The organism is Mesobacillus subterraneus (genome assembly GCF_000934845.1).
Lineage (GTDB): Bacteria > Bacillota > Bacilli > Bacillales > Cytobacillaceae > Mesobacillus > Mesobacillus stamsii.
Genome location: NZ_JXIQ01000191.1, coordinates 1 through 21,815, shown reverse-complemented (window position 1 = coordinate 21,815; position 21,815 = coordinate 1). Strand labels below are relative to the sequence as shown.

The following is a 21,815-nucleotide window of genomic DNA, read 5'->3' as shown; positions in this document are numbered from 1 at the left end:
TTAGATTGAACGTTAGAAACCTTGAGGGATAAGGGTTTGAGACGCTTTTAGTGAGAATTATAGATTGATTGAATGGTATATGAAGAAACTCGGTAAAGAGTGCTAGATGAGCAAATATCTATTTTGTATTTGCTTGGTATATTGATAAGATATTACGAGGTGGCTATCTATTATAGATGACTTTTTTAGTAGGTTAGTAGTTGGTTGGAATAAGAAAAAGAAGAAAGAATTCCAATTAAGTCCTAGCAAACTAAAAATGATCTTAAATACTTCAAGTCAAAATTTGAAAAAGCGAGGCTAATTAAATTGATTGATACAGAGTTAAAGAATATACCGTTCTCTCCTCCAGATGTTACTGATGCGGAGATTGAAGAAGTAATAAAGGCAATGAAATCTGGTTGGATTACAACGGGACCTAGAACTAAAGAATTTGAAAAAAGAATAGCTGAATATGTAGGTGTAAATAAAGCAGCTTGTTTAAACTCAGCAACAGCTGCTATGGAGCTTACTCTTCGCATATTAGGAATAGGGCCAGGTGACGAGGTCATTACCTCAGCTTATACCTATACGGCATCTGCTTCAATTATAGAACATGTAGGAGCGAAAATTGTACTAATTGATACAGCTCCGGATTCGTTTGAAATGGATTATTCAAAGCTAGCTAATGCAATTACAGAAAAGACTAAGGCAATCATTCCTGTTGATATAGCAGGGAAGATGTGTAATTACGATACTATATATGAAATAGTAGAAAGTAAGAAAGGTCTGTTTAAGCCTAACAATGAAATTCAGTGGTTATTTAATAGAGTAATAGTTATGACGGATGCTGCTCATGCCTTTGGTGCTGAGAGAAAAGGATTGAAATGTGGGAAAGTTGCTGATTTTACTTGCTTCTCTTTTCATGCTGTAAAGAATCTTACAACTGCTGAAGGTGGAGCGGTTGTTTGGAGAAATGATAATGGTTTAGATGATGTATGGCTATATAAGCAGTTCATGTTGTATAGCCTTCATGGCCAGTCAAAAGATGCACTTGCCAAAACACAAAAAGGTGCATGGGAATATGACATTGTTTATCCAGCATACAAATGCAATATGACTGACATTATGGCCGGTTTTGGATTAATACAACTTAATAGATACCAAGGTTTGTTGGAAAGACGTAGGGAGATTATTGAGATGTATGATCGAGCACTTTTACCATTAGGTATTCAAAGCTTGCAGCATTATTGTGAGGACTTTGCTTCCTCTGGTCATCTTTATTTAGTAAGAATACCTGGTATTAGTGAAGAACAGAGAAATGAAATTATTATTAAAATGGCTGAAGCTGGAGTTGCATGTAACGTTCATTATAAGCCCTTACCAATGTTTACGGCTTATAAGAATTTAGGATTTGATATTCACGATTACCCAAATGCTTATAAGCAATATGTAAATGAAGTCACACTTCCGCTTCATACTCTATTGAGTGATGAGGATGTAAAATATGTGGTTGAGAATTTTAAAAAAGTACTAAGTGGTGTTTAAGGTGGGTTACAAGATGTATAAGAATTTCTTTAAAAGAATATTTGATTTTATCTTAGCTTTAGTAGCCCTGCCATTTTGGTTTATTATTCTATTTATTATAGGGCCAATTATTTACTTTCAAGATAAAGGGTCAATTTTTTATAATGCGCCCCGGCTCGGTAGGGATGGAAAGGTATTTAAAATGTATAAATTCCGTTCCATGAAAATAAACGCTCCTGACTTAAGAAATGACGATGGATCAACTTTTAATGCAGAGGATGATCCTAGATTAACTAAGATAGGAAAGTTTATCCGTAAAACGAGTCTTGATGAAACTCCACAGCTGTTAAACATTATTAAGGGTGATATGAGTATTATTGGTCCTAGACCTGACTTACCAGAACATCGTGACTTATATGAGGGTAACGAGGAAAGAAAGCTTGAAATAAGACCGGGTGTTACTGGATATAATCAAGCCTACTTTAGAAACACTGTGCCTTGGAAAGAAAGAATTCAAAATGATATTTACTATATTGATCATCTTTCTTGGTGGCTCGATATCAAAATATTTTTCAAAACAGCTATATCAGTTTTGAAACGTGAAGATATTTTTGTTACTGAAAAGAATACTAATTCAAACAAAAATAAAGGTGTAGGAATGTAGGGGGATTTCTTATGAAAAACATAGAAGATGTAGCGACCATTAATGAATTGAAGTGGGATACAGACTTTTTTGGTGTTGCTAGTGCTAAATCTACTCTGCATAAACCTCTTACATTAAATGAATGGCTTGAATTAAAGACTAGGTTTAAAGATTATCAGTTTATTTCAATCATGAATATGAACTCTGAACCCATAAATGCACAGTTAATTGGGAAAGATACCTCAGCTTTTTTGGCAGATATAAATATACAATTTGAGAAAAAACTATTAGGTTTAGATGAAAAACCAAAAGACGTAACAATACACCAAGCACTAGAAAAGAATGATCAAGTCATTGGAATAGCAGATTTCCAGTTCTCGAAATTTACAGAGGACCCTGAACTAGTAAAACGAGGTGGAGATCAGGTCTATCAACAATGGCTTATTAATTCTTTTGGAAAGACTGATAAGTTTTTTGCATTATCTAAAGATGAAATGGGCAATATAAATGGTTTTTTACTATTTTCATATGCTGATAATGCATGTGTAATTGAGCTAATTGCTGTGTCACAAAAAGAAACTAAAGGTGGCGTTGGCACTAGCCTATTTAAGGCAGTAGAATACGGAGCACATCAACAAGGTGTTAAAGAAATTAAAGTTGGTACTCAAATACGAAACTTGGGTGCAATTAACTTTTACCACAAAGTTGGTTGTAAACAAGTAGGGTGTCACCAAGTGTATCATTTATGGAATTATTAATAATTTCTACCGAATCTTAAAATGCCTGCTCATAATTCAAAGGAGAACTGCCAGATGAAAGTTGCTATCATAACAACATATGCACATAAAGTTTTTACAGCGAGAAAAGAATTACTAAATGAACTTAAAAGGTTAGATTTTCAATTAACAGTTATGGGGCCTGAAAAAGAAGAATTATGCCTTCCTGAATTAGAAAAACTCGATATAGAATACAGTGAGCTTAACATACAACGTGTTAACTTGAACCCATTGAAAGAGATATTATCTGTACGCGATATTCAAAAAAAACTTATGGCGAATAAAATTGATTGCGTATTGGTATATGGCATCAGAATGATTCCAAGCGTTGTGCTAGCTGCAAAATTGGCAAAGGTAAAAAGAGTAGTATGTATAATAAATGGAGCTGGAAATCTATTAATGTCTAATGGGGCTAAAAGCAAAATTGCTCAAGCCATTAGTTTTCCTATGTTGTCACTTATGTTAAGACAAGCGAATAAAGTTATTTTTCAAAACAAGGATGACTACAAGGAATTTAAACGTAAACATTTAGTATCTAAAGATAATATTTGCTTTACGAATGGATCAGGAGTAAATACTACTCTTTATAAACCAACCCCAATACCAAAAGAAATGGAGTTTCTATTAGTTACTAGAGTTACTGGAAGCAAAGGGATTAATGAATATGTAAAAGCATCAAGGAATATAAAAGACCGATACCCAGAGGCACGTTTTGGGTTAGTTGGACCTAAAGATGATAACGATGGTAGTGTAGATTGGGGGGCAATTGAAGAGGCAATTAATGAGGGTGCTCTACAGTACTTTGGAGAAACTCAAAATGTAATGAAATATCTTGAAAAATGCAGAATCTATGTGTTTCCATCATACTATCGTGAGGGTGTTCCCCGTTCAGTATTAGAAGCAATGGCAGTTGGACGTCCAATTATTACTACCAATTCCCCCGGCTGTAAAGAAACTGTAACTAACGGAATAAATGGTTTTTTAGTACCCCCAAAAAATACTGAAGCTTTAGTAGATAAAATTACTTGGATGATAGAAAATTCCGATAAAGTTGAATTAATGGGTGATGAATCAAGACGATTGGCGGTTGAAAAGTTTGATGTCAATAAAGTCAATGAGATCATTGTACAACAATTACTTGGAAAATAATATCATCATAATACATTGCTATAATTTTAAGGCTCAGATGATATTTTTTATAGATCTTATTTTATTGTTTTTGAATGAGCTTGTTGTAATTAATTCTTAATTTCTAATATTCCATTGTAAGTAGGAAAATGAAAAAAATAGCTAATTATGTTATGTAAAATAATAGGTTTAACACTTCTTAATTAAAGGAGAATTTAAATAAAAATGAGTAAAGGAACAATATTATATATTGGAGGGTTTGAGCTTCCTGATAAAAATGCAGCAGCTAATAGAGTGATGGCTAATGCCAAGATATTGACTAAACTAGGGTACTCTATAATTTTTATTGGTATTGATAGAAATTTAAGCTATAGAAATGAACTTCAGTACACTAAACAAGAGTTTGAAGGATTTACTTGTTGGAATATACCTTATCCTAATAATAATAAAGAATGGTTGAAATATTTAACAAGTGTTGATTTATTTTCAAATGTGATCAGAGAGTACAGGGATATAAAAGCCGTTATATGTTATAACTATCAAGCAGTAGCCTTTGAAAGAATAAGAAGATATTGTCAAAAAAATAGTATAAAGATTATTTCAGACTGTACGGAGTGGTATGGAGGGACAGAGGGTAGTTTAATTTTTAAAGCTTTAAAATATCTGGATACAACTTTTAGAATGAAAGTAATTAATAAAAAAGTGGATTCACTTATAGTAGTAAGTGACTATTTAGCGAGCTATTATAATAATAAAAATTCGATTGTTATACCAACATTGATTAATATGGTAAATAAAAAAGAACCTATATACGCAAATAATAAGGTAACTAAATTAATTTATGCTGGTGTTCCATTTAGATTAGGAAAACCTTTAAAAGACAGACAACTAGCAAAGGATAGACTAGATCTTGCAGTACTTATGCTATATAACTCTTTTAAAATGGGAATCGACTTCCAGTTTGATATTTATGGGATTACAAGAGAACAATATCTAGAAGTTTTGCCTAGCGATAAAAGTATGTTAGATGAGTTAGAACACCGTGTGATTTTTCATGGTAGAAAAAGCAATAAAGTAATACAAAGAATGATACGTAATGCCGACTATTCTTTATTAATTAGGGATGACAATAGGACTACAAAAGTCGGATTTCCTACAAAGTTCACGGAAAGTATTAATTGTAATGTTCCAGTAATTACAACTAAAACAAGTGATCTCCATAAGTATTTAATTGATGGGAAAAATGGCTTCTTTATAGATGTAAATAATAATAATAAAGATTTGCAAAGATTTATAGATATATTATCTTTAGAAGCTGATCAGATAAATGAGATGAAGGAGTTTTGTTATAATTCAGATATTTTCAATTTGGAGAATTGGACAGATGAATTTAAACTAATTCTTTAGAAAAATAGGTGGTTTCATGTTTATTTATATGACTTTATTGTCATATTGGGCAATTACGGCAATAGCTTTTAACGCCAATAGTCGGATAAGACTAAGATACAACAGTAAACTATACGTTTTAATTGCAGGTATAAGTCTATTTATTGTTATGGCTTTGAGAGATGTCTCAGTAGGGACTGATATACTAGCTTATATGAATGAGTATATAAATGGTAAATATTATTTAAATAATTTATTAAGGGGCTCAGAACTTGGTTATTCCTATTTTAATTATGCATTAGGACAGCTAGGCTTAAACTTCCAAGCGTATTTAGCAATTATTGCAGCCATCTTTGTAATAACCATATCCATATTATATTATCTTTATTCTAAAAACATTTTATTAAGTTTCTACTTGCATGTAACCATTGGCTTATTTGCAATGTCAATGAGTGGTTTAAGGCAGACAATTGCAATTTCCTTAACAATATTGGCTTTTATATATTTAATGAAAAATAAGAAAATGCTATTTTTTATTTTTGTCGGTATAGCTTATTTTTTTCACAACTCAGCAATAGTTTTTTTATTAGTATTCATTCTGAGGAAAATAAGGATTAATAAAAAAATAGGATTTATTATATATGGCATAAGTTGTTTAGCTTTCATTGGACGTGGATTTTTTGGTTCACTGGTCAAACAGCATACTCCTGATATGTATATAACATATTTAGACAATACTGCTTATGTTAATCCGTTACTAATAGTTGTTGTAATGGCACTCCCGTTAGCAAGTTTGTTTTTTTGGCCAGAAAGTAGAAATGAGCATAATGAAGATTATATAAGGGTCATATCAATATCCTTTGTTCTTTCATGTATTAATTTCGTGATATATTTCGTAGCAATGGAGATTCCATTGATTGAAAGATTATCATTGTATTTTATTATTTATAATACTCTTTTAATCCCAAATGTAATTCAACGGATTAAAAGTAAGGATATACGTGTTATTGCTATAATGGTTTGTATTATTTTTCCATTAATTCAATTTGTAATTTCGACACCTGGTGGAAGCATGGGGATTGACAACTACAAATTCTTTTGGGAGTAGATTATATGAGTAAAAAGAAAATATTATTGATTCATCACTCAGGATTGCTCGGTGGGGCAGGGATTAGTTTATATAATACATGGAGAACTTTGGAGAAAAAATACGAAGTTGTCTGTTATATACCGAATGATCCACCTGACCTTCTAAATTTTTTAAGAGAGAAGGGTTTAAATCCTCATACATTTTCATTCAGATTAGGAAAACTAACATATTATAGCGGAGGTAATAATTTGCTAAAACCCAGGTTTTGGTATCACGCATTACATTCTCTTACCCAGATTAAATATTGGGAATTAGTACTAAGAGATGTAAAACCTGATTTTGTTTTAGTAAATTCAAAAGTCTTATGCTGGATGGGTAAGTTATTTAAGAAAAGAAAAATAAAGTCTCTTTGTTTTGTAAGAGAAACAATTCCAGGTAATCCTAAAAAATTTATGAATAAATTTATGAAAAATATGTTAGACGACTTTACTGCTGTTGCTTTTTTATCTAAATATGATTTATTTCAAACAGATTTGACTAAAGCTCAAACAGTAGTATCTCCTGATTTTTTAGAAGTCAAAGAATATACGGCAAGTAATGATAGAGAGGTTGCCTGTACAAATTTAAATATAGACCCCAAAAATTTTAATGTGTTATTTGTAGGAGGAACAGATCAATTAAAGGGTATAGATATAGCCTTAATAGCTATTAATATTTTAAAGAACCAAAAGATTAGTCTTATAGTAGCGGGCAAAGACTTTGGCGATATTCAAGGGGAAGGTATGAAACAATTAGTTAGTAAAATAAAGAATAGAAAAACTATAGAGTTTTCAGAACGAATTAAAAAATATATTTTTCAAAAAGGGATTCAAAACAAAGTTAAGTTTATAGGTATCCAAAAAAATATGTCTGACCCCTTTTCTGCATGCGATATATTAATCTTTCCTATGACAAAACCCCACCAAGCTCGACCTGCATTTGAAATTGGGGTGCAAAGAAAACCAGTTATAATATCAGATTTTCCTAATATTCGCGAATTTATTAATCATGAAGTTAATGGGTTAACATTTGAACCTAATAATCCAGAATCTCTAGCTAAAGCAATTTTAAGGCTTAAGGATGATAAAGAAATGCTTCGAAGATTAGGCAATCTAAATTATGAATATACAATGAAATATCACACTGAAGAATATGCGATGGGCAAACTAATCGACAAAATAGATGAAATTATTTAAGGAGGACAATCTAATGTTTAAAAACAAAACACTTCTAATAACTGGTGGTACAGGATCCTTTGGAAATGCAGTAATGAAAAGATTTCTAAATACTGATGTTAAGGAAATAAGAATATTCTCTAGAGATGAAAAAAAACAAGATGATATGAGGAAAGTTTATAGAAATGAAAAATTAAAGTTTTATATTGGTGATGTCCGTGATCTATCAAGTGTTAAAAACGCAATGCATGGTGTTGACTATATTTTCCATGCTGCAGCACTTAAGCAAGTCCCATCTTGTGAATTCTTTCCTCTCGAAGCAGTAAAAACGAATATAATAGGAACTGAAAATGTTGTTACTGGTGCTATCGAAATGGGTGTTAAAAAGGTGATATGTCTTTCCACTGACAAAGCTGCATATCCCATAAATGCAATGGGGATTTCAAAAGCTATGATGGAGAAAGTTTTTGTGGCTAAATCAAAAACTATTGATCCAGATAGGACATTAATTTGTGGAACAAGATATGGAAATGTTATGGCGTCGAGAGGGTCGGTAATTCCATTGTTTGTAGAGCAGATAAAGAATGGGCTACCTTTAACAGTAACAGATCCTAACATGACAAGGTTTTTAATGAGCCTTGAAGAAGCGGTAGAACTTGTTGTTTTTGCCTTTGAAAACGCAGAAGCAGGGGATATTATGGTTCAGAAAGCCCCAGCTTCTACCATCGGAGATTTAGCACAGGCAATTAAGAAATTATTCAATGCTAGAAATGAAATTAAAGTTATAGGTACTCGTCATGGAGAAAAGTTATATGAAACACTTCTCACAAGAGAAGAGCATGTAGTTGCTCAAGATTTAGGCGGGTTTTATAGAGTTCCTGCGGATAAAAGAGATCTTAACTATGATAAATACTTTGTAGAAGGTAATGAGCAGCTACAAGAAGTTGAAGATTATAATTCTCATAACACTGTAAGGTTAGGAATTGAGGCAATTAAGGATAAACTACTTAACCTAGATTATATTCAAGAGGAATTAAAGAATTGGAGGGAGAGATAGATGAAAGTCCTGGTTCTTGGTGCAACTGGTATGGCAGGGCATGTAATTTCTATATATTTGAGTGAAATTGGACATGACGTAACTGCATTTAGTAGAAGAGGGTTTAAATATTGCAATAATATTATTGGGGATGTTACTAATTTTCCTTACTTAAAAGATGTAATTAATGAAGGTAACTATGATGCAGTAATAAATGCTATTGGAATATTAAATAAAGATGCTGATGATAACAAAGCACTAGCTGTACTATTAAATAGCTATTTACCGCATTATTTAAGCGAAATTACAAAAGATATGAAAACAAAAATTATCCATATGAGCACAGATTGTGTTTTTTCTGGTAAAGAAGGTGGATACACAGAAACATCGTTCAGAGATGGAAGTACTTTTTATGATAGATCTAAAGCTTTAGGTGAACTAGAAAATAGTAAAGATTTAACTTTCAGAAACTCTATAATTGGTCCTGATCTAAATAATGATGGTATTGGACTTTTTAATTGGTTTATGAAACAAGGAGGACAGATTAATGGCTTTACCAAAGCAATATGGACAGGGGTTACAACTTTAACATTAGCAAAGGCCATGGATAAAGCATTAGAAGAAGGGATAACCGGGCTATATAACCTAGTAATTAATGAAAGTATTAGTAAGTATGAACTACTTAAACTTTTCAATGAAAGTATGAAAGGAAATTCATTAACAATCTTACCAAGTGATACTTTTGTAGTTGATAAATCCCTTATTAATAACAGAAACGATTTTAATTTTATAGTTCCAAGCTATGAACAGATGATAATAGAAATGAAAGAGTGGATAGAAAATCATAAAGAACTTTATCCTCACTATGTGAAAAAACAGGAGGACAAGCAGTGCGTAAATTAACAGTTATGACATTAGTAGGTACACGCCCAGAGATAATAAAATTATCCGAGATAATAAAAAAGTGTGATATGTATTTTAACCATGTATTAGTTCATACCGGACAAAATTATGATTATAGTCTTAATGAAGTGTTTTTTAATGAATTAGGACTTCGCACTCCAGACTATTATTTAGGGGTTGTAGGTGATAATCTAGGACAAACAATGGGTAATGTCCTTGCTAAATCTTATGAGCTTATGGTTGAGCTAAAGCCAGATGCTGTTCTAGTTCTTGGAGATACAAATTCTTGTCTCAGTGTCATATCTGCAAAAAGATTAAAAATCCCTATTTTTCATATGGAAGCGGGTAATAGATGTTTTGATGAAAATTTACCTGAAGAAATTAATAGAAGAATTGTAGATCATACTAGTGATGTTAATCTTTGCTATACAGAGCATGCTAGAAGGTATTTAAACTCAGAAGGTGTACCTAAAGAGAGAACGTATGTTGTAGGTTCACCTATGGCAGAAGTTCTTAGTGCTAATGCAAATAGAATTAATAATAGTAGTGTTTTGAAAACTCTTGGATTGGAAAAAGGAAAGTATATATTACTATCGGCTCATCGTGAAGAGAATATAGATAATGAGCAAAATTTTATGGCACTTATGAATGCTATTAATTCTATGGCAGAAACATATGACATGCCAGTTATTTATAGTACGCATCCAAGAAGTAAAAAGACCATAGAACAGCGCGGTTTTAAGTTCCATAAAAATGTGAGAAGCTTACAACCATTTTCTTTCTCCGATTACAACAATCTGCAAATTAATGCCTTTTGTGTTGTCTCTGATAGTGGAACTATTGCTGAAGAAGCTTCTTATTATAAATTTCCTGCCGTATCAGTTAGAACGAGCACAGAAAGACCTGAAGTATTTGATAAAGGAAACATGATTATTGGTAGCATTACTACAGAACAAGTGCTTCAAGCTGTTGATATGGCGGTTGCTATGAAATCTAACAACGATATGGGTATAGATGTGTCAAGTTATACAGATTTAAATGTAAGTGTAAAAGTAGTTAAAATAATTCAGAGCTATACAGGTATTGTTAACAAAATGGTCTGGAGAAAGTAACTGAAATTCTACAATACAATATTAATTATTTATTATCTAAATAATTAATAAAGAAGGTAGGTTTATATGAAAAATAATTTTTTATTATCTGTTGTCATTCCTACTAAAAATAGAGAAAAGTATGCAAGTGCAACTGTAGAACAAATTTTGAACATTAATGATGATCGAATACAAGTTGTTATACAGGACAATAGTGACACACGTAAATTGTCAAATTTATTAATTAAGCATGATAATAATAAGCGGTTAAAATATAACTACACTGAGGGAACAATATCATTTGTTGACAACTTCAATTTAGCCGTTAGTCAAGCGGATGGAGAATATTTATGTATAATTGGTGACGATGACGGGATATTACCTCAAATAATTGATGTAGTATTATGGGCTAAAAAGAATAATGTTGATGCAATTAAACCAGGATTGAACGCAGTTTATTTTTGGCCCAATTCAGAGGCGCTAAGAGGTAAGAAAGATGATGGATATTTAAGTATAAATCAGATTACTACAAAAGCAAAAATATGTGATCCATATTATGAAGTTGTAAAACTACTAAAACAGGGCGGGCAAAATTACTTATCACTTGATATGGTAAAGTTATATCATGGCATTGTAAGAAGAGGGTGCCTTCAGCAAATAAGAGAAACAACTGGAAAATACTTCGGAGGATTATCACCAGATATATATATTTCTGTTGCCCTTTCGTTAACTGTTAATAAATTGGTTGAGATAGACTTCCCACTAACTATTTCAGGTATTTGTAATAAAAGCGGTTCATCGGACTCAGCTACAGGGAGACATACAGGTAAGTTAGAAGATGCCCCGCATTTTCGAGGGCATAAAGAATATAATTGGTCAGAGTTGGTTCCTAAGTTTTACAGTGTTGATACAATTTGGGCTGATTCTGCTTTAGCAGCAATAAAGGATTTAAATAAATTGGATTTGATTAAATATTTTAATTTAGAGTTCTTGACTATAAACTGTTTGTTAAAATATCCTCAATTTAAAGATACTATTTTTCTGTGTTATAAAAGCTATTCTGATAAAAATTATATGGTTAAAGTAATCAATTCTGCAAAATATACTACCTTTAAAATTAACAATATCTTTAAAAAAGTTAGTAGAAAAATTATACGTAAACGAAGTGACTATTATCATATTAATGGTATCGTAAATATTATAGTAGCTAATGAAACACTTCAAAAGAGGCTAGTAGTAACAGGAATCGATACAAATACAATGATAAAATCATTAGACACTGTTATAAACTCTTAAATCTGCACTAAATATTAAACTTAAGAATGGTACAAAACTATTTTTAAAAGAAAATAAAATAATTACGATTTGTATCTATAGTATAGTGAATAATTATAAAGATTGGAGTAAGAATTTGAGGAAGTTCGTAAATAAATTTTTTTCTACTGAAAAAGATAAGGTTGTTATCAAAAATATCTTGGCAGCTTTTATAATCAAAGGTGGAAGTTTAATAATTTCTTTACTTACCTTGCCAGCTTTTATAAGATATTTTGATAACCAAGAAGTACTTGGAGTATGGTTTACGATCCTTTCAGTTTTGACATGGGTTCTTACTTTTGACATGGGTATTGGTAATGGATTGAGAAATAAATTAGTTGGAGCAATAGTACGAAACAATCAGTTAGAGATAAGGCAAAATTTATCTTCGGCTTACTTCATTATCGGTGCAATGACCGTATTTGTTATTATTTTAAGTACTATTGTTTTCCCATACATTAGTTGGAATACTATATTTAATATATCTGAAACTCTAGTATCTTCAGGAACAATGTTATTTGTAGTAATGTGTGCATTTATTACAATCATGTTGCAATTTTTTTTACGTCTTATTTCTTTTGTACTTTATGCATTACAAAAGTCTGCAATAAATAATCTTATTGCTTTAATAACAAGTTTATTACAATTAGTTTTTGTGCTTTTAGCTCCATCATTTGATTTAGAGACAAATTTAAAGATTCTATCTATTGTGTATTTGTTGTGTGTCAATTTGCCCCTTATTATTACAACTATTTATATTTTTACAAAAGAATTAAAAGGATGTTATCCAAGTATTAGTTATGTTAATAAAACATCAGCGCGAGAGATAATGGCATTAGGGGGGGTCTTTTTTTGGAATCAAATTATGTATACTGCTATTACTCAAACAAACTTAATATTAATAACCTATTTTGTCGGACCAGGTAGTGTAGTAGAATATCAAATTTACTATCAATTGTTTATGCTATCAGGCACGCTATTTAACTTAGCTCTTACACCGTTGTGGTCGGCAATAACTAAAGCTTTTGAAGAAAAAGATGGATTGTGGGTTAATAAATATTTTAAGACTTTAAATCTTTTGGTAATTATTGTTGCCATATTTTTATTTCTATTTATTCCATGTATGCAATTAGTTGTTGATTTATGGTTAGGACAAAATAGTATAAGCGTTGATAATATAAGTGCGGTGTTTTTTGCAAGTTATGGAAGTATTTTTATCTTTCATAATGTGTTGTCGACTTTTGCTAGTGGATTAGGGAAAATGAAATTACAAGCATACTTTTATACATTTGGTGTGATATTCAAATTAATCTTTATATATTTTGTAACTTCTTTATTTACTGATTGGAAAATTATTGTTATTGCCGATATTATTATTTTAACTCCTTATTGTTTAGTTCAATGGATTGTACTGAAAAGGCAGTTTTCAAAATTTACAACTGTTAGTAAAAAAAATGTGAACTTTGGGGATAGCTCCCCATTACTTTAATGAGTTGACGTTCATAAATAAGGATATGCTTAATTTATTTGTTTTGGAAAGGTAGGCACTTTACCTAAATGGCATTTATTTTTAATAAATTAGAGTAGCGAAGGAAGGTGCATTGATGTACAAAATAGCAGTAGCAGGAACAGGTTACGTCGGCTTAGTTGCCGGCGTTTGTTTTGCTGAAGTAGGCCATCAAGTAACCTGTGTTGATATAGATGAAAAAAAAGTAGAATTAATGAGGTCTGGAGTTACTCCAATTTATGAAACGGGTTTAGAAGAGTTGATGAAAAAAAATTATTCTTCTGGAAGAATTGAGTATACAACTGACTTCAATTCAGCCTACAAAGATGCTGATGCAATTTTTATTGGTGTTGGGACACCTGAACAACCGGATGGTTCTGCAAATCTATCATATATTTCTACAGTTGCTAGACAAATTGCTGAATCGGTAGAAAAGGATTGTCTAGTTGTAGTTAAATCGACAGTTCCTGTTGGAACGAATGATAAAGTGGAACAGTTTATACAGGACTTTTTAGTCAAAGATGTGAAAGTGGAAGTAGCATCAAACCCTGAATTCTTAGCGCAAGGATCTGCGGTTCAGGATACTCTTCATGCTGAGAGAATTATTATTGGAACAGAAAGTAAATGGGCTGAGGAATTATTAACGAAAATTTATGAACCGTTTCATTTACCGATTGTTTCAGTAAATAGAAGATCGGCAGAAATGATCAAATATGCTTCTAACGACTTTCTTGCATTAAAAATCTCGTACATGAACGATATAGCTAATCTTTGTGAATTGGTTGGAGCGGATATTCAAGATGTAGCTAAGGGAATGAGCTATGATGAGCGTATTGGAAGCAAGTTCTTAAATGCCGGGATTGGCTTTGGTGGATCATGCTTCCCTAAGGATACAAAAGCACTTGAGTATATTGCTAAACAGAACGGTTATGAACTCAAAACTGTTAAAGCAGCTATTGATGTAAACAAAGAGCAGAAAACCATTCTATATAAGAAAGCTAGTAAAAGACTTATCACCTTTAATGGTCTTAAAGTAGCAGTGTTGGGATTGACTTTTAAGCCTGGAACGGATGATTTAAGAGAGGCAGCATCTCTTGAAAATGTACCGTTATTAATAGAACAAGGTGCAGATATTTATGCATTTGATCCTGTGGGAGCAGAGAATTTTGCTAACGTTCACCCAGAAGGTAAGCATGGAAAAGGTAGTATCACATATGTTGCAAATATCGAGCATGCATTAGAAGGTGCGAATGTCTGCTTTATCTTTACTGAATGGGGAGAAGTGAAAGCATTAACGCCTGAAACTTATAAAAAGTTAATGAGAACTCCTTTGGTATATGACGGCAGAAATATTTATCCTGTTGAAGATATGCAAGAGGCAGGAGTAGAGTATCACTCAATCGGGAGAAAACCTGCAATTAGAGAAGCTGCTAAGGAGTTGAAGAATCTTGAATTACAAAACTCTTGATACTAGTAAAATATACCTAATCACTGGAGCAGCTGGATTTATTGGATACTTCTTATCAAGAAAACTACTAGAAAAGGGTTGCCGGGTTATTGGTATTGATAACGTCAATGACTACTATGATGTGAACCTTAAACATACTCGTTTAGGGTATTTGGAATCTTATGAGAAGTTTACCTTTATTAGAGGGGACATTTCAGACAAGGACATTGTGATGAAAATCTTTGAAGAGTACAAGCCTAACGTTGTAGTAAACCTAGCTGCTCAAGCAGGAGTAAGGTATTCAATAGAGAACCCAGATGTCTATATTCAGAGTAATATCATTGGCTTTTATAATATCCTTGAGGCATGCAGATATAATCCAGTGGATCATCTTGTATATGCATCATCTAGTTCTGTTTATGGAGCCAATAAAAAGGTTCCTTTTGAGGAAACCGACTTTGTTGATAATCCAGTTTCACTATATGCATCTACTAAAAAATCAAATGAATTAATGGCACATACGTATAGCCATCTTTATAAGATTCCAGCTACAGGGCTTCGGTTCTTTACTGTTTACGGTCCGATGGGTCGACCAGATATGGCCTATTTTGGATTTGCAAATAAGTATTTTGCTGGTGAACCAATTAAGATATTTAATAATGGTGATTTTGAAAATGACCTTTACCGGGACTTTACTTATATTGATGACATCGTTGAGGGAATTGAACGGTTATTAAGTAATCCCCCTAAAGGTGAAGTTCAACATAAAGTGTTCAACATTGGAAATAATAGCCCTGAGAAGTTGATGGTGTTTATTGAAACGTTAGAAAAGGCCTTAAGTAAAGCTCTAGACAAAGAAGTACAATTTGAAAAGATTTTTGAACCAATTAAGCCTGGTGATGTACCGGCTACTTATGCTTCGACAGATCAATTGCAGAAGGCTGTGGGCTTTAAACCGGAAACTTCGATTGAAAAAGGTCTGCAGAAATTTGCTGATTGGTATGTAGATTATTATAAGGTTAAGTAAAGCCGATAAATTTTAAGTTCTGAAGAATGAAAGTTCTTCAGAACCTTTTGATGTTGTTTGTGTAAATAAAAATGATAGCGCTTAGAAGTGGCATAATAGAAGAATTCAGGGGGTGGATTGAAATGTGGAAAGATAGTGAAACAGAACTGGATTTTCTAGACTTTGATTATTTGATACATACGGTTAGTAATATCATAAAAGATGACGCCCTTCTTCCCTCGACAGTAGGAGTGTATGGTGATTGGGGAAGTGGTAAATCAAGTCTTATCAATATGAGTATCGCTTCACTCAAAGAAGAAAAGGATACAGAGAGTATTTATTTTAATGGATGGCTGTTTGAAGATTATGAAGATGCTAAAACTGCACTCCTGGGAAATATCTTAGACACTATAGAACAAAATCGGTCACTTGATGAAACAGCTAAGAAATGTATTGCAGGCCTTTATAAGAGTATTGATAAAATGAAACTAGTTAAAAAAACAATTCGATCGGGAGCAGGTTTCTTGTTAACTGGAAGTAGTAATGTTTTAGCAGATGTTGCATTATCGACAGTTATAGAAAAAGCGGTTACTTCCTCAGATGGTATTATTAAAGATGATTGGATAGATACAATCAAGGCAGAACTGAGTAACAAGGAATTAAGGGAAGATATAAATGCTTTTCGTGAAAACTTTGATAAGCTACTAAAACAAACCAAGATTGAGAGGCTTGTTGTTTTTATTGATGAATTAGATAGATGCAGTCCCGACACTATTCTTGATACATTAGAAGCTATCCGGCTTTTTCTGTATGTCGGAAATACAGTTTTTATTATCGGAGCTGATGAGCGACATATATCTTATGCCGTGCAAACAAAATTTAATGAAATAGAAGGATATGGAATCGATATAGGAAAGGAGTATTTGGAAAAAATTATTCAATATCCTGTAAGAATACCTAGACTAAGTGCTAGTGAAGTGGAATTATATATAGCTCTGTTATTTATGCAAAAGGAATTAAATTCCGATGATTTTGAAAAAGTTATAGGCCTAGTCCATGATAAAAAGAAGGAAAATTTCTTTAACTTCAGATTGGATTATGGAGTTCTTAAAGAAAATGATTCCGAAATTGCAGACAAAGTAAAACTTAGCTTAGAAGTTGCTAAACAACTTTCATCAGTTCTGGCTGGTGGTTTAAATGGCAATCCTAGGCATTGTAAGCGATTCTTAAATTCAATGGAAATGCGAATGAATATGGCTAAGTATAAAGGAATTGATTTGGATAAAAGAATACTTTCGAAAATAATGATGCTTGAGTATTTCAAACCCAGAATGTTCTCAGAACTTGTGGATGCAGAAATAGATATTGATGGAAGTATAATAGAATTAAGGAATTTTGAAAAAGGAGAACTAGATAAACTCCAAAAATTAAAGAACTGGGAAGGGGATAGTTGGGTAAAAAATTGGATAGAAAAAGAACCATATATTGGTTCTGAAGATTTAAGGCCCTATTTTTATTTTGGAAGAACTTCTCTTGATAAACAGTATGAAACAGGAACAACCAAACTTAGTAGGGAAGCCCAAGATGTTCTAAAGAATCTACTTGCGGGAACACAATCAGGTCTTAATTCTGCAATACAAAATGCAGGTAGTGTTAACGACTATGAAGTTGCGCTGATTATAGAGCATCTATTTGGCCGGATTAAAGAATCAACAGAAATTGTGGATATGCAATTGAGGGCTCTGCTAGAGTGGGGGAGTAAAAAGGAAGGCCTACACGTAAGTATTATCAAAGGTTTGCAATCCATAGATGGTACAAGAATTAAGCCACCACATATTCCCCGAGTTCGAAACTTTGGGATGGAAATAGGTAAATTATCTGAAATTGATAGTATACTAGATAACTGGGTTAAGGAGAATCCAAAATTAACTTCTTTTATTGCAGCAGAAAGGGAGGGGTAATATGGGCACATCCAGCATTTTTGACGGACCAGTTAATTCCTTGCTTCCAGATGACTATAAAGATCCTGTTCCAGATAACAGTGAAGATGATGTCACACCTGAACCGGAGGAAACGGAGCCATCAAACGGAGACTCTGCTAATCCTGACCAGCCAGATGATCAGGACAAAAGCCTAGAACAACCAATAGTCCCTGCCCTTAGGTGGAAGGATGCAAAGACGGCTATGACAAACTATGTAAAGGGTCTTTCATCTAATCGGGGACGTGTTATGAATCATTATGTAGGAGCATCTGGGGGTTCAAAGCAGTTGGCTCGATCATCTGCTGCAGGAAGAAGCACTGCAGTTAGTTTAGGAAGGATCCTCCAGGATTTTAGAAATAATGGTGTTGAAGCCACTTTGCAGTCATTACAAATTGACTATGTAGGAAAAGGAATCAAATCACTCTTATCGGAACTAGTTAATGTGATATCAGGGAAATCCAATTCTAAAGAAGACATGGCTGCAAGAGGAGCTGCAAATGAAGCCGTAGCTGAGATGTATGAAGTTATCACTGAAAATGATGGAGATATAGAATCGTTACGGCGAATCGATGAACTTACTTTCAGGAAAATCTTAGAGGTCTTTATGAGTGAATATATTTTTAAAAGGGTTATGAGCGATCTTCAAAGTAGATTTGAGAAGTATGAAAATAATCCTAAGGTTGCGGTGCAAAAGGAACAAGAACTTAAGAATTATGTAAAGGTTAAGGTCGAATTAAGAGTAAGAGAAATTCATCCTGAAACATTGGACTATTCCTCAAAAAGTATATCTAATGAAATAAATAACTTATTCACTAAATGTTTTCAAGCATTTGAAGGCTATCTTTAGTTATTAATAGACGCATGGAGGTGAAATATCAATGGAATTAGTATACAAGTTTAATGCGGACGATGATTACCCAGTTCCTGAAGGCGGAAATTTATGTGAAATGAATGATTATCGTTATACATTCTGGAATTCACAACTGGAGACATTACCCAACTATATAAGTACTAAAGGCATAGATTTATTGATGCTATCTTTGGCGGTATATGGTGCAGATCGGTATTTTTTACGAAAAGACGCAGCGGATGGTTGGAAAAGAGACATACATATCCATCTCCCAGTTTTAAACATTGATAGTATGAATGAAAAAAAGGAATTGATAAAGGATATTCTTGATTTCTTAAGTGGAGATAACTGGAAGGTAAGTTTCCGCAAAAGGGACTTTACCGACAAAGAAAAAGTGTATCGAGATAAATATGAAAAAAGTAAAAAAGTAAAGATCCATGCCAATAGAATATGTATGCTTTCGGGCGGGTTGGATTCCTTTATCGGAGCTATTGACCTGCTACAGGACAATGTAAATGATACAATATTTGTTAGTCATTACGGTGGAGGTAAAGGCGTACGTGAGTATCAAGAGTTATTGCAAAAGGAATTTATTAAAGAATTTAAAATCAGTGACAACAATTTCTTTTCATTCTTTGCTGCTCCCCCAGGAGGAATAGAAGATACAATGCGTACCAGATCCTTTATGTTTTTCTCTCATGCTATAGCTTTAGCACCCTGTTTTGAAGGAGATATCGATTTAATTGTGCCGGAGAATGGGTTTATTTCATTAAATGTTCCACTTACTTATTCCCGAATGGGCACTAGTAGTACCCGTACGACACACCCATACTATATGGGACTACTCCAGCAACTTCTAGACGAGTTGGGATTTAAGATTCATATTAAAAATCCTTATCAATTTAAGACCAAAGGTGAAATGATAATTGAGTGTAAGAATCAGGGGTTTTTGAAGGAAAATATTGCAAAAACTATGTCATGCTCGCATCCTGATGTTGGCCGAATGCGGGGTGAAAGTGAAACTCAGCACTGTGGAACATGCCTACCTTGTGTCATCCGTAGGGCATCGATAAAGAAGGCAGGATTTGATGAAAGTACACATTATTATGATCCGAACTTTACATCTGGAGATACGGCGAGGACAAATCTAAATTCCTATTTGCTTGGCCTACAGAAATATGATGATAAAAAAGCCTTCTTAACAATTCAAACATCCGGACCTTTAATGGATAATATTGAAAGGTATGAATCAATATATAAGCGGGGAATAGCTGAACTGAAAAGTCTACTGGAGGAATATAATGAAAATCCTTAAATACGATACCCATGCTCATATTGATTTGTATAAGAATATGAAAGATTGCATTAATTATATTGAAAGTTCACGTAGTTACACAATAGTCATGACTAATGTCCCTGATTTGTATAAAAGGTATATTAGAGAACACGCAAAATACAAGTATGTAAGATTTGCTTTAGGGTTACATCCTGAATTGGTTCACCAGTATAAATCACAAATATCAATATTTCATGAATTTGTAAAAACAAGTAGATATATTGGTGAAGTTGGTTTGGATTTTACTAAGGGAGTAGACCAAGAGCAAATTGAAGTATTTGAAGAAATAATGAGGGCATGTGAACAGCATAATGGCAAAATAATTAGTGTCCATAGTAGGCGAGCGGCGGATGAGGTTATGGATATAATAGGTGAAAGTAAAGACAATGGAATTATTCTCCACTGGTTTTCAGGAACAATGAAGCAATTAGATAGGGCCATTAATCTTGGCTACTATTTTTCAATTAACACAAATATTCTTAATAGCAAAAAGGGAAGGGAAGTAGTTAAACGAATTCCAACGGATAAGTTACTTATTGAGAGTGATGCCCCTTTCACAAATGTTACGAAACATAGTTACGACCTAGATTTTATTGATACTATATTTACTAAAACAGCTGACCTTTTAAATAGCCCTGAACAAGAGATTATGGAAATTTATTCTGAAAATTTCATGAGACTTCTGAAGTCGTAGAGTCTTACATTTTAAATTTTCATTGTCCTGAGAACTACAGTAAACAGTCATTTCCTTAGGAAGGACTTCCCTCAATGTCCATTGGGTGAACACACCAATCCAGCAAAGCAAATGAAGGAGGGATGCCTTATGATAATTAAAGGTATTAAAGGTTTAATAAAACGCATTCATCTTTCGGGATTGACACTTAACCTTGGTTTTATTGGATTGAACTTTGCTGGAAGTTCGTCCTAAGAAAATGACAACGTATTATTAATATGATTCTAAGCAAAATAAAAGAGAAGTGTTTAGCTATAAACGGGTATATCGGTTAATAAAACCTTGTCATATGATTAAAGGGGTGCTTTTATATGTTTAACGTACAAGAGCTAACGGAAAAAGCTGGTTATGAGTATTGGGTGTTACGAAAATGCCTAGTTGCCATTGAAAAGCATGCAGGCGTTTCTTCAGATGTAACTGTTGCCTTTCGTAAGGATGGAACGAAAGAACACATTATGCAAATGTATTCCGAGTTTGGAAGTGAAAAGCGAGTACAAGTTATCGAAGATTTAAGCCCGTTATTATTTGTTAGTTCTTATAAGATGATCGATATGTATATAGAATGGATTCTGTATAGTAATGGGCAGCAAGTTCCAAGAAGGTTTGATCAGAAATACAAGACTTGTATAGAAAACGCTTCTACATTATCGCTTCCTACGCCGATATCGGTTGATGACCGAAGGGACACAGGGACAGGTACCTTGTCCCACCATTTTTTTACAACTGGTTTGGTATGGTGGTTACATTCGAGGGGCATGGAGGTATGGGGTGTCGGGTGGCTGGGTAGTGTGAAATGAATAAACAAAAATCCGCCTGGGCTTTGTGTCTTGGGGTTTTTTTATGATCGGGTGTTTATGACACTCTTAAATT

At 33.1% G+C, this 21,815-nt stretch carries 19 protein-coding genes; all 19 read left to right on the top strand.

Going from position 1 to position 21,815, the window contains the following annotated elements; translation table 11 throughout:
• Positions 1 to 306: 306 nt before the first annotated feature.
• The 19 genes from UB32_RS17930 to UB32_RS17840 all read left to right on the top strand — a co-directional run bounded on the left by UB32_RS17930 (position 307) and on the right by UB32_RS17840 (position 21,742).
• Entirely contained in the window at positions 307 to 1,524 is a 1,218-nt protein-coding gene (locus tag UB32_RS17930; RefSeq protein ID WP_044396401.1) for a DegT/DnrJ/EryC1/StrS family aminotransferase, read from the top strand.
• Positions 1,525 to 1,537: 13 nt separating this feature from the next.
• On the top strand, positions 1,538 to 2,167 hold the full coding sequence (locus tag UB32_RS17925) for a sugar transferase (protein ID WP_044396399.1): 630 nt from the start codon (positions 1,538 to 1,540) through the stop codon (positions 2,165 to 2,167).
• Between the two features lie 11 nt (positions 2,168 to 2,178).
• Positions 2,179 to 2,904 (top strand): GNAT family N-acetyltransferase, encoded by a 726-nt coding sequence (locus UB32_RS17920; protein ID WP_044396397.1) that lies wholly within the window; start codon positions 2,179 to 2,181, stop codon positions 2,902 to 2,904.
• A 54-nt stretch (positions 2,905 to 2,958) separates the two neighbouring features.
• A complete protein-coding gene (locus UB32_RS17915; protein WP_052807102.1) occupies positions 2,959 to 4,071 on the top strand; it encodes a glycosyltransferase family 4 protein in 1,113 nt (370 codons plus the stop codon).
• A 204-nt stretch (positions 4,072 to 4,275) separates the two neighbouring features.
• Positions 4,276 to 5,457, top strand: a complete 1,182-nt coding sequence (locus UB32_RS17910) for a glycosyltransferase (RefSeq protein ID WP_044396395.1) — start codon at positions 4,276 to 4,278, stop codon at positions 5,455 to 5,457.
• Between the two features lie 16 nt (positions 5,458 to 5,473).
• Complete coding sequence (locus UB32_RS17905) at positions 5,474 to 6,544, top strand: EpsG family protein (RefSeq protein WP_044396393.1); 1,071 nt, start codon at positions 5,474 to 5,476, stop codon at positions 6,542 to 6,544.
• 5 nt (positions 6,545 to 6,549) lie between these two features.
• Positions 6,550 to 7,761 carry a glycosyltransferase family 4 protein gene (locus tag UB32_RS17900; protein WP_044396391.1) on the top strand — a complete coding sequence of 404 codons (1,212 nt, stop codon included), beginning with the start codon at positions 6,550 to 6,552 and terminating at the stop codon, positions 7,759 to 7,761.
• 13 nt (positions 7,762 to 7,774) lie between these two features.
• A complete protein-coding gene (locus UB32_RS17895; protein WP_044396389.1) occupies positions 7,775 to 8,797 on the top strand; it encodes a polysaccharide biosynthesis protein in 1,023 nt (340 codons plus the stop codon).
• Positions 8,798 to 9,679, top strand: a complete 882-nt coding sequence (locus tag UB32_RS17890; protein ID WP_044396387.1) for an SDR family oxidoreductase — start codon at positions 8,798 to 8,800, stop codon at positions 9,677 to 9,679.
• Complete coding sequence (wecB, locus tag UB32_RS17885) at positions 9,667 to 10,791, top strand: non-hydrolyzing UDP-N-acetylglucosamine 2-epimerase (protein WP_044396385.1); 1,125 nt, start codon at positions 9,667 to 9,669, stop codon at positions 10,789 to 10,791. Before UB32_RS17890 ends, wecB begins: the two co-directional genes overlap by 13 nt.
• A 66-nt stretch (positions 10,792 to 10,857) precedes the next feature.
• On the top strand, positions 10,858 to 12,066 hold the full coding sequence (locus tag UB32_RS17880; RefSeq protein WP_044396383.1) for a glycosyltransferase family 2 protein: 1,209 nt from the start codon (positions 10,858 to 10,860) through the stop codon (positions 12,064 to 12,066).
• A 115-nt stretch (positions 12,067 to 12,181) separates the two neighbouring features.
• Complete coding sequence (locus UB32_RS17875) at positions 12,182 to 13,573, top strand: lipopolysaccharide biosynthesis protein (RefSeq protein ID WP_044396381.1); 1,392 nt, start codon at positions 12,182 to 12,184, stop codon at positions 13,571 to 13,573.
• A 115-nt stretch (positions 13,574 to 13,688) separates the two neighbouring features.
• Positions 13,689 to 15,059: a UDP-glucose dehydrogenase family protein gene (locus UB32_RS17870; RefSeq protein WP_044396379.1), complete on the top strand. Its 1,371-nt coding sequence runs from the start codon at positions 13,689 to 13,691 to the stop codon at positions 15,057 to 15,059.
• Positions 15,040 to 16,065 carry a GDP-mannose 4,6-dehydratase gene (locus UB32_RS17865; RefSeq protein ID WP_044396378.1) on the top strand — a complete coding sequence of 342 codons (1,026 nt, stop codon included), beginning with the start codon at positions 15,040 to 15,042 and terminating at the stop codon, positions 16,063 to 16,065. The genes UB32_RS17870 and UB32_RS17865 overlap by 20 nt, the downstream gene beginning before the upstream one ends.
• Before the next feature lie 122 nt (positions 16,066 to 16,187).
• On the top strand, positions 16,188 to 18,005 hold the full coding sequence (locus tag UB32_RS17860; protein ID WP_044396377.1) for a KAP family P-loop NTPase fold protein: 1,818 nt from the start codon (positions 16,188 to 16,190) through the stop codon (positions 18,003 to 18,005).
• Between the two features lies 1 nt (position 18,006).
• Positions 18,007 to 18,873 (top strand): Qat anti-phage system associated protein QatB, encoded by an 867-nt coding sequence (gene qatB, locus UB32_RS17855; protein WP_044396376.1) that lies wholly within the window; start codon positions 18,007 to 18,009, stop codon positions 18,871 to 18,873.
• 31 nt (positions 18,874 to 18,904) lie between these two features.
• Positions 18,905 to 20,191: a Qat anti-phage system QueC-like protein QatC gene (gene qatC / locus UB32_RS17850; protein WP_044396374.1), complete on the top strand. Its 1,287-nt coding sequence runs from the start codon at positions 18,905 to 18,907 to the stop codon at positions 20,189 to 20,191.
• On the top strand, positions 20,178 to 20,906 hold the full coding sequence (gene qatD, locus UB32_RS17845) for a Qat anti-phage system TatD family nuclease QatD (protein WP_044396372.1): 729 nt from the start codon (positions 20,178 to 20,180) through the stop codon (positions 20,904 to 20,906). Before qatC ends, qatD begins: the two co-directional genes overlap by 14 nt.
• A gap of 350 nt (positions 20,907 to 21,256) precedes the next feature.
• Complete coding sequence (locus UB32_RS17840) at positions 21,257 to 21,742, top strand: hypothetical protein (RefSeq protein WP_044396370.1); 486 nt, start codon at positions 21,257 to 21,259, stop codon at positions 21,740 to 21,742.
• The last annotated feature ends 73 nt before the right edge of the window (positions 21,743 to 21,815 follow it).